Here is a 12,704-nt window from a genome sequence, read left to right on the forward strand (position 1 = left end):
AGCGCTGCCGAAGTCAGCCGTTGGCGGCGGCCTTGTTGATCGCCTCGCGGATCCGGGAGTAGGTGCCGCACCGGCAGACGTTCTCGATGCCGTCGATGTCGGCGTCCGTCGGCCGGGGCGTCTTCTTCAGCAGAGCGGCCGCGGCCATGATCTGGCCGGGCTGGCAGAAGCCGCACTGGGCGACGTCGCAGTCGAGCCAGGCCTGTTGCACGGGGTGCAGCCGGTCGCCGTCGGCGAGGCCCTCGATGGTGGTGACGTCGCGGCCGGCGCAGTCGGCGACCGGGACGACGCAGGGCTGGATCTCGTCGCCGTCGAGGTGGCTGGTGCAGGCGCGACAGGCGCCGACCCCGCAGCCGTACTTGGGGCCGGTGACGTCGAGCAGGTCGCGCAGCACCCACAGCAGGGGCATGTCGGCGGGTGCCTCGACGGTGACCCGCTTCCCGTTGAGGGTGAAGGAGTAGGAGGGCATCAGGACCTTCTCTTCGGGTGGCTCAGAAGTTCAGGGGGAAGCGGCGCGGCTTGGTGCCGGTCGCCCGGGCGTAGGCGTTGGCGACGGCTCCGGCCGCGGCGGGCACGCCGAGTTCACCGGCTCCGCCGGGCTCGCGCCGGGAGGGCAGGATGTGCGCCTCGAAGTGCAGGGGGGCGTGCCGCTGGCGGGCGTAGTGGAAGTCGGCGAAGCTGCTCTCGCGCACGGCGCCCTTGTCGATGTGCAGTCCGGCGCGCAGCACGGTGGAGATGCCGTCGACGGCGGTGCCCATGAGCTGGGCCTCGAGGCCGCGCGGGTTGACGGCCGTTCCGACGTCGGCGGCCATCACGACCTTGGTCACCCGCGGGTTCTTCGGATCGGCGGCGTCGATCTCGACGAGGCAGGCCACGCAGGAGCCGTACTCCTCGTGCACGGCGACCCCCTGTCCGTGCCCCCGGGGCAGGGTCCGGCCCCATTTCCCGGCGGCCGCGGCCTTGTCCAGTACGGCCCTGACCGCCTTGCTCCGCAGGGTCGTACGGCGGAAGGCGACGGGGTCCCGGCCGAGGGCGCGGGCGACCTCGTCCACGACGATCTCCTCGGCGGTGCGGACGGTGCCGGAGTCCACCGAGCGCCAGGCGCCGAGCGGGATCGCGAGTTCGACCGAGCCGGAGTCGCCGGAGAGGCGGCCGAAGTGGTAGAGGCCGCTGTCGCTGGGGAGTGGCGCCGCAGCGGGGGCACGTACGGCGGAGCGCGCGCCGCCCTGGGCGGACAGGCCGCGCTCGTCGTAGGACTCGCTGACCGAGGCGGTCGCGTGCGCGAAGGCCACCACCCGGCCCTGGGCATGGCTGGCCCGCACCCGGTGGTGGGAGGCCGGGCGCATCCGGCCGTGGCGGATGTCGTCGGTCCGGCTCCACATCAGCTTCACCGGGCGGCGCGCCTTCTTGGAGATGACGGCCGCCTCGATCGCGGCGTCGTGATCGAGGCGCCGTCCGAACGAGCCGCCGCCGCGCATCACATGGACCCGCACCTTCGAGACGGGCACGCCGATGGTGGCGGCGATGTCCTCCCGCGCGGACATGGGCGTCTGGGCGGAGAACCAGATCTCGGCGCGCTGTGGCCGTACGTCCGCCACGGCCGTCAGGACCTCCATGGGCGCGTGGCTGACGAAGGCGAACTCGAACTCGGCCTCGGTCTGCGCGGATCCGCCCGGCGGGTTGCCCAGCTTCGGGACCGCGGCACGCAGCCGGGAGCGGATCTGGGCGTCGGAGACGCCCGCCAGCGGTCCCGGCGCCCACTTGACGCGCAGCGCGTCGCGGGCCCGCAAGGCGTGGTGGAAGGTCTCCGCGACGACGGCGACGCCGCCGGTGAACCGGACGACCGCGTGTACGCCGGGCATGGCGCGGGCTGCCGTCGAGTCCACCGAGACGATCTTCCCGCCGAGCGTCGGCGGCCGGGCCACGACCGTCGGTTTCGCTCCGGCCACCGCGAGGTCGCCGGTGTACTCGGCCTTGCCGGTGACGATGTCGCGGGCGTCGATCCGGTTCGTCGGCCGGCCGATCAGCCGGTGCTGGGACGCGGGTTTGGGCGTGGCCGGCACGGTGGGTCGCGTGATCGGGGCGGCGCTCCTGGTCAGCGATCCGTAGGTGGCCATGCGGCCGTCGGGTGCGATGACCCGGGTGCCGCGGGTGCGCAGGGTCCGTGCGGGGACGTGCCAGCGACGGGAGGCGGCGGTGACGAGCTTGGCGCGGGCCGTGGCCGCGAGCTGCCGGGCCGGGCCGTACAGCGAACTGACCGAGCTGGAGCCGCCGGTGAACTGGTTGCCCTTGCTACGGGCCTCCGCGAGCGGGATCTCGACGTCGGCGAGCCGGGCGTCGAGCTCCTCGGCGATCATCATGGCGACCGCGGTGGTGACACCCTGTCCGACCTCGACGCGCGGCAGCCGGACGACGATCTTGTTGGCCTGGGTGACCTCGAGGACCAGCATCTCCTCGTCGGTTCCGGTGACCAGGACGTCGGACGGGCCGCGTGCGCCGTCCGCTCGCTCGGCGCCCTCGGCGGTGGAGCCGTCGCAGCCGAGCGGGGCCGCGACGGTCAGGGTGGTCGCCGCGAGGGAATGGACCACGAACTGTCGACGGGACAACTGACGGGCCAACAGGGGCTCCTCTCGGCGAACCCGGAGTGGTTCGACCTCTATGAGGGGCCTGTGCGCTGCGGGGTTGCGCCGGTTGGCCTCTGCATCGACTTATGTCGCGGGGAGTTGGAGCGCGGTGTCCCACGCAAGGTGCCGCGCGAGCGCGTCGTCGCCGGGCCGGGTCGGCGGGGCGCCGCCGGGGCCGCGGGCCGCCGGGTTGTGGGTGCCTCGGGAGATGTTGCCGCTGACGGTGACGTTGTGTTCCACGCGGGGGCGTCGCAGGGTCTCGTAGAGGGACAGTGCGGCGCCGGTGTCCGGTGCGTCGCGCAGGGCCTTGGCGAGGACGACGGCGTCCTCCAGCGCCATCGACGCGCCCTGTCCGGTGGCGGGGGACGCCGCGTGGGCCGCGTCGCCGATGAGCAGGGTCCGGCCGGAGCGCCAGGGCGTGCCGGTGGGCAGCTCGGTGGCGTCGGTGACCATGAGGTCGTCGGAGGTGGCGGCGACGAGGTCCGCGGCCGGGGTGGTGTCCTTGCTCAGCAGCGGCAGCAGCAGGTCGCGCAGACGGGCCGGGGTGGCGTGCTCGATGTCGTCCGAGGCCAGGGGCTCGGCGGCGACGCGGGCGAACCAGTACGTCTCTCCCTCGGGCGAGACCGCGTACCCGAAGGCGACGGCGCTGCCGCGCACCATGGTGATGGTCTCGGGCCGGGCCTGCGGGGGCGCTTCGCGGGTGTAGCCGTAGAAGACCTGCTGCCCGGCGTGGGCCGGCCGGCTGCCGGGGTCGGTGAGCCCGCGGACGGTGGAGTTGAGGCCGTCGGCGCCGATGAGGAGGTCGCCGGTGGCGGTGCTGCCGTCGGCGAAGTGGGCGGTGACGCCGTCGGGGCCGTCGTCGACCGTGATCAGCCGCATGCCGTGCCGGATGCCGATACCGCGGCGGGTGACCTCTTTCTGGAGGGCGGCGTTGAGGTCGCCGCGCCGCACGCACCGGTACCGCAGATGCGGTGTTCCGGCGTCGCCCAGCGGCACTTGGGCGACCTCGGAGCCGGTGTCGTCGAGGACACGCATCGAGGTCAGCGGAAATCCGATCGACGTGACCGCCGCCGAGGCGTCCACCTCCGCCAGGGCGCGCATGCCGTTGCTCGCGAGGGTGAGGAACGCGCCGATGTCCTCAGCGGAGTCGGGGTGCGCCTCGTACACGGCGACGTCGCATCCGGCCTTGTGCAGGGCCAGTGCCGCCCCGGTGCCGGCGATTCCGCCCCCTACGACCAGTAACCGCGTCACATCGCCCCCTGTTACGTCCTCGGCAGGTCTTCGGCGCCCGCTGATCGCGGCCGTCCCTCGTGGAACGTCCCAGGTCCGGCACGGGTTCCCGAGCGGGCCGCCGATCGCGCAGAGGATCGCGGGGAAGTCCGGACCGCCGGGCTCCGCAACAGTGCAACCATCGGGCCAAGTCGGTTGTCTTCTCTGATATCAGGCACATCACCTCTCGGGGGACGCAATGGCACGAAACAGAACCGCTTGGGCGACGGCGGCACTCATGGTCGCCACGCTGGGCGTGGCTGCGGTCCCGGCCCAGGCCACCGCCGCCACCGGCGCGCAGGCAACGGCCTGCCCCACCGGCTGGGGCAGCCTGGCCGAGACCCGGTCGGCCGCCACGTCGGAGCCGGTGACGAACATCAGGACGGGCCGGCACGCCTGCTTCGACCGGATGGTCGTCGACGTCCCGGGGGCGGACTCGGCCGAACTCGGCTACTCCGTCCGGTACGTCAGCCGCCTCTACCAGGACGGCTCGGGCCGGCAGATCACCGTCGGCGGCGGCGCCGTCATCGAGGTGCGCGTGGCGGCGCCCGCGTACGACCCCGCCACCGGGAAGCCGACGTACCCCGCGAAGGCGGGTCAGCGTCTGACGGGCGTGAACCTGACGGGCTACCGCACGTTCCGCGACGCCCGGTTCGTCGGCAGCTTCGAGGGGGACACGCAGATCGGGCTCGGCGTCCGCGCCCGGCTCCCGTTCCGGGTGTGGGTGGCCGCCGGCCGCGTCGTCGTCGACGTCGCCCACAACTGGACCGGGGCCCGCTGAACACGGACGGGTCAGGGGCGTTCAGGGCCCGCATCCCGGTACTCGCGCAGCTTCCGGTAGAGCGTGGCGCGGGCGATGCCCAACGCCGCCGCGGCGCGTGCCTTGTTGCCGCCGTGGCGGCGCAGCGCCTCCAGGATCGCGGCGCGTTCGGCGAGCTCCATCGGGCTGAGGGTGCGTCCGGCCGGTCCCTCACGGACGGGATCGGGCAGTTCGCCGCGCCGCACCGGCCCGAAGACCCGGCGCCGGCCGGCCAACGCCCGCACCAGGTGCGCGAGTTCCGTGACGTTCCCCGGCCACGGGTGCTGTTCCAGCGCGCGCAGCGCGTCCAGTGTCCAGGTCAACGGCGGGCTGCCGGGTCGGGGCCCGGGCGTGAGGACGGGCAGCAACTCCTTGATGTCCTCCCGGCGTTCGCGCAGGGCGGGCAGGGTCACCGAGCGTGCCCCCAGGGTGTCGAGGAGGCGCTGGAGGCAGGGCCCGGGCGAGGTTCCGGGGGTGTGGGTGGCGACCAGGCGGGCGTCCGGGCGCCCTTCCAGGAGGGAGTTGAGGGCGGCGACGTCCGGTTGGGAGAGGCGTTCGGTGTGGCGCAGGAGCACGGGGCGCCCGTCGTCCCATGCCCCGTCCCTGAGGCCGAGTTCGGGTGACTCGGCGGCGTCCACGACCAACGGGTCCGTGCCGTCGAGGAGTTCCAGGGCCAGGGCGGTCTTGCCCGTTCCCCGCTCGCCGGTGACCAGCACGGGACCCGGCGTACGGAACAGCTCCGCCGCCCGGGCGACCGCGTGCCGCCACGGCACCGAGCCGCCCACGAGCGCGCCGGCCGGGCCCGGCGCCGACTGCACCGGCGCCACGGGACGCGGGGCGAGCACGGCGACCAGACCGACAGCCCGGCCCTCGTGCCGCACCGCGGTGATCTCGGCGGTGCAGCCGGCGTCGTCGGGCAGCGCGACGTCGTACGCCTCGCCGCTCCCCCTCCCCCAGGCCCGCGCTCCGCGCTCCAGCGCCTCCAGGACCTGCGGTGAGGCGAGCGCGGCCGCCGCATCGCTGATCAGGCGGTTGCGGCCGTCCAGGGCGACCACCGCCCGCTCGCGTCCCCGCACGGCACGCTCGTAGGCGTCGAGCAGCGTCCGTTCCGCGGTACGCGCGCGTGCCCGCAGTTCCGCCTCCACCGCGCCGGCCGCCGCCTCGGCGAGGGCGGCGCCGGGATGCGGACGGCAGCCCGCCCCCAGGGCGCGGGCCACCGTCACGGTGCCGAGCACCTGCCCCGTCTGCGGGGAGAGAACCGGCACGCTGACCGCGGAGACGTCCTGCCAGACGTCGAGGAAGTGCTCGGGGCCGTGCACCTCGGCCCGGCCGCGGATGCGCAGCGCGAGCGCGGCGCTGTTGTGGCCGACCTCCCGCTCGGACAGGTCGGCGCAGGTTTCGTCGCCGGGCGCGCTGCCGGTCGACCAGAGCACCCGGAGCCGGTCGTCGGTGAGCACCAGCGCCGTGCGTCCGGCGTCGAGGGCCGGGGCGATGCGGGTGAGCGCGGGGCGGGCCGCGTCCAGCAGGGGCGAGTCGGCCGGGTGGGCCGACTCCCGTACGGGGCCGTCGAGATCGGGCCGTACGCCGAAGAAGCGGGCGCGCCGCCAGGCGGCCACGACGTCGTCCGGTACACCGTCCGGGAGGGGACGCCCCGTCAGGAACCGTTCGCGGGCCTGGCGCAGCGGGGCGAGAGCAAGGGATGGTTCCGCTGTGGTCATGGCGTCCCTCACCGTATCCGGGGCGCCGCACGCGGGGCGAGGGCGGGTCGTCCCACCCCACGCCGGGGACCGGAGATTGTCTCGTAATGAGACACCCGCGAACGGCCGCTCCGTTCCATGATCTTGAAAGACCGGGGCCGGTTCTCATCTCCTGGAGCGTTCTGTCGTGCACACCGTCGTCGAGACCGATGTACTGATCGTGGGCAGCGGCCCGGCGGGCGCGTCGGCCGCGCTCGCGCTGAGCACGTACGGCGTGCGCAACATGGTCGTCACGCGGTACGCGAGCCTCGCCGACACGCCCCGCGCGCACATCACCAACCAGCGCACCATGGAGGTGCTGCGCGATCTCGGCGTCGAGCAGGACGTGGTCGCCCTGGCGACGCCCCAGCACCTGATGGGCAACACGACGTTCTGCACGAGTCTGGCCGGTGAGGAGCTCGGCCGGGTCCGCTCGTGGGGCAACGATCCGCTCGTGCAGGCCGCGCACGAGCTGGCCGGCCCGACCCGTATGTGCGACATGCCGCAGCATCTGATGGAGCCGGTGCTGGTGAACGCGGCGATCGCCCGCGGCACCGACTTCCGCTTCAGCACGGTCTACCGTTCCTTCGTCCAGGACGACTCGGGCGTGACGGTCACCGTCGAGGACCGGCTGCGCGGCGACGCGTACACGATCCGCGCCCGTTATCTGATCGGCGCCGACGGCGGCCGATCCCAGGTCGCCGAGGACGCCGGGCTGCCCATGGGCGGGCGGATGGGGGTCGCGGGCAGCATCAACATCGTCTTCGACGCGGACCTGAGCAAGTACACCGCGCACCGCCCCTCCACCCTGTACTGGGTGCTCGCGCCCGGCGCCACCGTCGGCGGCATCGGCGCGGGCCTGGTGCGCTGTGTGCGGCCCTGGAACGAGTGGCTGATCGTGTGGGGCTACGACGTGACGGCGGGCGCCCCCGACCTCACGCAGGAGTACGCCCTGTCCGTCGTACGGCAGTTGGTCGGCGACGACGAGATCCCGGTGACGATCAGGTCGTCCTCGGCGTGGACGGTCAACGAGATGTACGCCGAGACGTACGCCGCCGGGCGGGTGTTCTGCGCGGGGGACGCCGTGCACCGGCACCCGCCGTCCAACGGGCTCGGCTCCAACACCTCCATCCAGGACTCCTACAACCTGGCCTGGAAGCTGAAGCTCGTCCTCGAAGGTCAGGCCTCGCCACGGCTGCTCGACACCTACAGCGCGGAGCGGGCGCCGATCGGCAGACAGGTGGTGACCCGCGCCAACAAGTCCATCGCGGAGACCGCGCCGATCTTCGAGGCGCTCGACGGGCTGTCCCCGCAGACACCGGAGCGGCTGTGGGCCAACATCGCCGCCCGCAAGGAGGCCACCGAGGCCGCCGCGAAGCAGCGGGCCGCGCTGCGCGAGGCCATCGCCCTCAAGGTGTACGAGTTCAACGCGCACGGAGTGGACCTCAACCAGCGCTACACCTCCGCCGCGATCGTGCCCGACGGCACGCCCGAGCCCGTCCCCGCGCGCGATCCCGAGCTGCACCACCAGCCCACCTCCCGCCCCGGCGCGAAGCTCCCGCACGCCTGGATCACCTCCGGGACGCGGACACTGTCCACCCTCGACACTGTGGGCAGGGGCCGGTTCACGCTGCTCACCGGCATCGGGGGCGAGGCGTGGCTGCGGGCGGCCGGGGCTCAGCGCCTGGACATCGCGACGGTCGTCGTGGGCCCCGGGCAGGAGTTCGAGGACCCCTACGGCGACTGGGCGGCCCGGAGCGAGATCTCCGACGGGGGCGCTCTGCTCGTCCGTCCCGACGGGTACGTGGCGTTCCGGCACGCGGACGCGCCCGAGGACGCGGAGCGGTTGCTCACGGACGCGCTGCGGCGGATTCTCGGGCACGGTTGAGAGGTACGGCCGGATGGGCGGAGCTGGGACGGGCACGGCCGGGACGGGCGTGCGGGAGCACGGAGAGGGAGCCGACATGGCGGACTCGGACGAGCCGACAGTCACCGACGAGGTCGTCGCCAGTCTGCGGGACACCGCCGATCCGCGGCTGCGGGAACTGCTCGGCGGGCTGGTGCGGCATCTGCACGCCTTCGCCCGGGAGACGCGGCTGACGCAGCGGGAGTGGGAGCGGGCGGTCGAGTTCCTGACGGCGACCGGGCAGATGTGCACGGACACCCGGCAGGAGTTCATCCTGCTGTCGGACGTGCTCGGCCTGTCGATGCTGGTGGAGACGGTCAACGACCGGCGCGGCGCGGGCGCCACCGAGTCGACGGTGCTCGGCCCCTTCCACATGACCGCCTCGCCCGTGCGTGAGCTGGGCGCGGACCTCGACCTGGTGGGCACGGGCGAGCCGTGCGTGGTCAGCGGGCGGGTGCTGTCCCGGGGCGGCACCCCGCTGCCGGGCGCGCTGGTCGACGTCTGGCAGGCCGACGGCAACGGCTTCTACGACGTGCAGCAGCCGGACGTGCAGCCCGCCGGCAACGGCCGCGGGCTGTTCACCGCGGACGGCGAGGGCCGGTTCTGGTTCCGCACGTGTGTGCCGAGCCCGTATCCGATCCCGACAGACGGACCGGTCGGCGGGCTGCTGCGGGCCACCGGACGGCACCCCTACCGGCCCGCGCACATCCACTTCATCGCGTCGGCCGACGGACACACCCCGGTGACCACGCACATCTTCGTGGCGGGCGGCGACTTCCTGGACTCGGACGCGGTGTTCGCCGTCAAGCCGGGCCTCGTCACCGACTTCGTCGTCGTCGACGACCCGTCCGCGGCACGGGAGTTCGGCGTGGCGAGCCCCTTCCGGCGGGCTCGCTTCGACCTAGTGCTGGAGCCGTCGTGACGCACGCCCTCGACTTCTCCTACGAGAGCCGGCCCGTGCGGGTCGTCTTCCGTGCCGGCGCGGCCGTGTCGGCGACCCCCGGCGAGGTGGAGCGGCTCGGGCTGCGGCGGGTGCTGGTGGTGTGCGGGACGCGGGGCGCGGACACCGCGCGGGCGGTCGCGGACGCGCTCGGTCCGGCGTGCGCCGGGCTGCACGACCGGGCCAGGATGCACGTCCCCGCCGAGGTCGCCGACGCGGCCGTGCGGGCGGCTCGCGCGGTGGGCGCCGACGGCTGCGTGGCGGTGGGCGGCGGCTCGTCGATCGGGCTGGGCAAGGCGATCGCGCTGCGCACCGGCCTGCCGCTGATCGCCGTGCCCTCGACGTACTCCGGCTCGGAGATGACCCCGGTGTGGGGCCTGACCGAGAACGGCGTCAAGCGCACCGGCCGCGACGCGAAGGTGCTGCCCCGCAGCGTGGTCTACGACCCCGAGCTCACCCTGTCGCTGCCGGTACCGCTGTCGGTGACCAGCGGTGTCAACGCGATCGCGCACGCCGTGGAGGCCCTGTACGCCCCCGACACCTCGCCGCTGGTCGCGCTGATGGCCGAGGAGGGCGTACGGGCGATGGCGCGGGCGCTCCCGGCGGTGGCCGCGGACCCCGCGTCGCGGGAGGCACGCGGGCGTGCCCTGTACGGGGCCTGGCTGTGCGGGTCCTGCCTGGGTGCGACCACGATGGGCCTGCATCACAAGCTGTGCCATGTCCTGGGCGGCACCTTCTCGCTGCCGCACGCCGAGACGCACACGGTGGTGCTGCCGTACGTCCTGGCGTACAACGCCCCGGCCGCCCCGGACGCGGCGGCCGCCGTGGCCCGCGCGCTGGACGCCTCCGACGCGCCGACGGCCCTGTGGGAGCTGGCCGGGCGCCTCGGCGCGCCCCGCTCGCTGGCCGGACTGGGTCTCACCGAAGCCGACCTGGCGACGGCCGCCGGGCAGGCCGCGGGACAGGCGTACGCCAACCCCCGCCCGGTGACGGTGGACGGCGTGCTCGCCCTGCTGCGTGCCGCCCACGAGGGCGCTCCGCCGGCCACGGTCGCCGGCTGATCCCTCCCCCGAACTCGCCCCCCACTCGTCCGCAGTTCCCCCCACGCCGGAAGAAAAGGTGATCAGCATGCCCCTCGGTCTGCTCAGGAGTCGACGCTCCCGAGGAGCCCCGGGTGTCCCCCTGCCCGTGCCGCCCGAAGCGGGCGTCGTGGGCCGCGAGGTCGTGGATCCGATGGGGCTTCCGATGCGCGGCGCCGACGTGACCGTGACCGCGCTGGACTCGCACGAGGTCGTGGCGTCCGGGACGACGGACCCGTACGGCCTCTTCTTCGCCGCCCTGCCGCCGGGCCGCTACAGCCTCATGATCACGGCCGAGGGCCTCTCCCCGCACCGCGAACCGCTGGACGTGGTCGCCGGTACGGACCGGCCCGCCGTCCGCGTCCGGTTGGCGTCGGCCCGGCAGCTGGAACTTCCGGCGCCCGGCACCTGGCTGTTCGACCCGCCGCACACGGCGATCCGGTTCATCGCCAAGCACGTCGGCATGGCCCATGTCCACGGCCGTTTCGAGCGGTTCACGGGCGGCATCCGGGTGGCGCCGGACATGGCGGCCTCACAGGTGTCCGTGCGCATCGACGCGGCCAGCATCACGACGGGCAACAACACCCGGGACGCCCACTTGCGTTCGGGGGACTTCCTGGACGTCGAGCGCTACCCGTACATCGACTTCGCGAGCACCCGCTTCGCCTACCGGGGCGGGGCGAAGTGGACGCTGCACGGCTCGCTCACCATGCACGGCGTGAGCCGCTCCGTGGACCTGGACACCACCTACCTGGGGTCGGTCAACGGCGGCTACGGCGAGGAGCTGCGGTGCGCGGCGCTGGCGAGGGCCGAGCTGCACCGGGAGGACTTCACCCTGAACTGGCGCAGCATGCTGGCCCGCGGCATCGCGGTGGTCGGGCCGACGGTCCAGCTGGAGCTGGACGTACAGGCGATGTACCGCACGCACGACACCCCGACGCCACCGGACTAGGAGCCCTCACACCCGACGGCGGGCGGCTGTCAGACACCTCACACACCGGTTACGAATCGTTCAACCTCTGGTTGCGACGCGGTGATCGGGTGACTATGGGGGTATGACACTGGCCCAACGTGCCATCGAACAACTGCAGGCCTGGCCCGATCTCAGCTCGGGCCAGGCCGGTTGCGGCACCGGGCGGGCACTGCGCACCGTCCACAGCGAGATCGTGCACTTCCACTCCGACCGGGACGTGGACCTGCACCTGACCGTGCCGGCCATCCGGCGGCTGCGCGACGACCTTCGGGTCTCCACCGCGATCCACCTCGTCCCGGGGTCGGACTGGGTGACCGTGCACCTCGACTGCGACACGGACGTCGACCTGCTGATGAGCCTGGTCAGCGCCGCGCTCAAGGCCCATCAGCATCGGTCGGATCCGGCCGGACAGCCGACGGGGAAGCCCTGCAACTTCCGTCGCGTCACGGTACTTCCCCGCGGCTAGCGCCGGGGCGGCCTAGCCCTCGTCGCCGGTGTCGTCCTCGCCGGCCTCCAGCAGACCGGCGGCGGCGCCGATGATCCGCGGGTCGGGGGCGCCGACGACCTCCTCGTCCTTGTCGGCGTAGTCGAAGCGGGCCAGCACACTGCGCATGGCCTCGACGCGGGCCCGCTTCTTGTCGTTGCTCTTCACCACGGTCCACGGCGCGTGCTCGGTGTCCGTCTCACGGAACATGGCGACCTTGGCGGCGGTGTAGTCGTCCCAGCGGTCCAGTGAGGCCAGGTCCATGGGGCTGAGCTTCCACTGCCGTACGGGGTCGACCTGGCGGATGGTGAAGCGGGTGCGCTGCTCTCCCTGGGAGACCGAGAACCAGAACTTCACCAGGTCGACGCCGTCGTCCACGAGCATCCGCTCGAAGGCCGGGGCCTGCCGCATGAAGCGCCGGTACTCGTCGTCGGAGCAGAAGTCCATCACGCGCTCGACGCCCGCCCGGTTGTACCAGGACCGGTCGAACAGCACGATCTCGCCGGCGGTCGGCAGATGCTCGACGTACCGCTGGAAGTACCACTGCCCGCGTTCCCGCTCGGTCGGCTTCTCCAGCGCCACCACCCGGGCGCCGCGCGGGTTCAGGTGCTCGGTGAAGCGCTTGATGGTGCCGCCCTTGCCGGCCGCGTCCCGCCCCTCGAACACGATGACGAGCCGGCGGCCGGACTCCTTGATCCAGCTCTGCAGCTTCAGCAGCTCGATCTGCTGGAGCCGCTTGTACCACTCGTACTCGGGACGCTCCATGCGTTCCTGGTACGGGTAGTTCTCCCGCCAGGTGTCCACCGGGCTGCCGTCCGGCCGGATCAGTACGGGGTCGTCCTGGTCGGTGTAGTCGACGCGCAGCCCTGACAGCAGTTCGGTGTCCATACTTCC

Annotated in this window: 11 protein-coding genes; 6 read left to right on the top strand and 5 right to left on the bottom strand. The window is 73.3% G+C overall.

Features of this window, described 5'->3' with window-relative positions:
- Positions 1-13 precede the first annotated feature (13 nt).
- From ACGFW6_RS04755 to ACGFW6_RS04765, 3 genes are all read right to left on the bottom strand, one after another.
- Positions 14-469 carry a (2Fe-2S)-binding protein gene (locus ACGFW6_RS04755; RefSeq protein WP_393504628.1) on the bottom strand — a complete coding sequence of 152 codons (456 nt, stop codon included), beginning with the start codon at positions 467-469 and terminating at the stop codon, positions 14-16.
- Between the two features lie 22 nt (positions 470-491).
- Positions 492-2,588: a molybdopterin cofactor-binding domain-containing protein gene (locus tag ACGFW6_RS04760; RefSeq protein ID WP_393505097.1), complete on the bottom strand. Its 2,097-nt coding sequence runs from the start codon at positions 2,586-2,588 to the stop codon at positions 492-494.
- A 120-nt stretch (positions 2,589-2,708) separates the two neighbouring features.
- A complete protein-coding gene (locus ACGFW6_RS04765; RefSeq protein ID WP_393504629.1) occupies positions 2,709-3,875 on the bottom strand; it encodes an FAD-dependent oxidoreductase in 1,167 nt (388 codons plus the stop codon).
- 217 nt (positions 3,876-4,092) lie between these two features.
- Between ACGFW6_RS04765 and ACGFW6_RS04770 the strand changes: the two genes are divergently transcribed.
- Positions 4,093-4,674 carry a hypothetical protein gene (locus ACGFW6_RS04770; RefSeq protein WP_393504631.1) on the top strand — a complete coding sequence of 194 codons (582 nt, stop codon included), beginning with the start codon at positions 4,093-4,095 and terminating at the stop codon, positions 4,672-4,674.
- 11 nt (positions 4,675-4,685) lie between these two features.
- Here the strand turns inward: ACGFW6_RS04770 and ACGFW6_RS04775 are convergent, their stop codons facing one another.
- Complete coding sequence (locus ACGFW6_RS04775; RefSeq protein ID WP_393504633.1) at positions 4,686-6,410, bottom strand: helix-turn-helix domain-containing protein; 1,725 nt, start codon at positions 6,408-6,410, stop codon at positions 4,686-4,688.
- 166 nt (positions 6,411-6,576) lie between these two features.
- Between ACGFW6_RS04775 and ACGFW6_RS04780 the strand changes: the two genes are divergently transcribed.
- From ACGFW6_RS04780 to ACGFW6_RS04800, 5 genes are all read left to right on the top strand, one after another.
- Complete coding sequence (locus tag ACGFW6_RS04780; RefSeq protein WP_393504635.1) at positions 6,577-8,316, top strand: FAD-dependent oxidoreductase; 1,740 nt, start codon at positions 6,577-6,579, stop codon at positions 8,314-8,316.
- 76 nt (positions 8,317-8,392) lie between these two features.
- Positions 8,393-9,256, top strand: a complete 864-nt coding sequence (locus ACGFW6_RS04785; protein WP_393504637.1) for an intradiol ring-cleavage dioxygenase — start codon at positions 8,393-8,395, stop codon at positions 9,254-9,256.
- The gene (locus tag ACGFW6_RS04790) at positions 9,253-10,335 is read left to right on the top strand and encodes a maleylacetate reductase (protein WP_393504639.1); all 1,083 of its coding nucleotides are present in this window, start codon (positions 9,253-9,255) and stop codon (positions 10,333-10,335) included. Before ACGFW6_RS04785 ends, ACGFW6_RS04790 begins: the two co-directional genes overlap by 4 nt.
- A 67-nt stretch (positions 10,336-10,402) precedes the next feature.
- On the top strand, positions 10,403-11,305 hold the full coding sequence (locus ACGFW6_RS04795; protein WP_393504641.1) for a YceI family protein: 903 nt from the start codon (positions 10,403-10,405) through the stop codon (positions 11,303-11,305).
- Between the two features lie 103 nt (positions 11,306-11,408).
- The gene (locus ACGFW6_RS04800) at positions 11,409-11,792 is read left to right on the top strand and encodes a luciferase family protein (RefSeq protein ID WP_393504643.1); all 384 of its coding nucleotides are present in this window, start codon (positions 11,409-11,411) and stop codon (positions 11,790-11,792) included.
- A gap of 12 nt (positions 11,793-11,804) precedes the next feature.
- On the opposite strand, the gene ppk2 is transcribed toward ACGFW6_RS04800, so the two are convergent.
- Positions 11,805-12,698, bottom strand: coding sequence for a polyphosphate kinase 2 (gene ppk2 / locus ACGFW6_RS04805; protein ID WP_393504645.1), 894 nt, complete (start codon positions 12,696-12,698; stop codon positions 11,805-11,807).
- Between the last annotated feature and the right edge of the window lie 6 nt (positions 12,699-12,704).

The sequence above is a fragment of the Streptomyces sp. Y7 genome, from assembly GCF_043195415.1.
In the GTDB taxonomy this organism is placed as follows: domain Bacteria; phylum Actinomycetota; class Actinomycetes; order Streptomycetales; family Streptomycetaceae; genus Streptomyces.

Coding starts and splice junctions, on each gene's coding strand:
- ACGFW6_RS04755 (WP_393504628.1), bottom strand. CDS start 469: ATGCCCTCCTACTCCTTCACCCTCAACGGGAAGCGGGTCACCGTCGAG.
- ACGFW6_RS04770 (WP_393504631.1), top strand. CDS start 4,093: ATGGCACGAAACAGAACCGCTTGGGCGACGGCGGCACTCATGGTCGCC.
- ACGFW6_RS04775 (WP_393504633.1), bottom strand. CDS start 6,410: ATGACCACAGCGGAACCATCCCTTGCTCTCGCCCCGCTGCGCCAGGCC.
- ACGFW6_RS04785 (WP_393504637.1), top strand. CDS start 8,393: ATGGCGGACTCGGACGAGCCGACAGTCACCGACGAGGTCGTCGCCAGT.
- ACGFW6_RS04795 (WP_393504641.1), top strand. CDS start 10,403: ATGCCCCTCGGTCTGCTCAGGAGTCGACGCTCCCGAGGAGCCCCGGGT.
- ACGFW6_RS04800 (WP_393504643.1), top strand. CDS start 11,409: ATGACACTGGCCCAACGTGCCATCGAACAACTGCAGGCCTGGCCCGAT.
- ppk2 (WP_393504645.1), bottom strand. CDS start 12,698: ATGGACACCGAACTGCTGTCAGGGCTGCGCGTCGACTACACCGACCAG.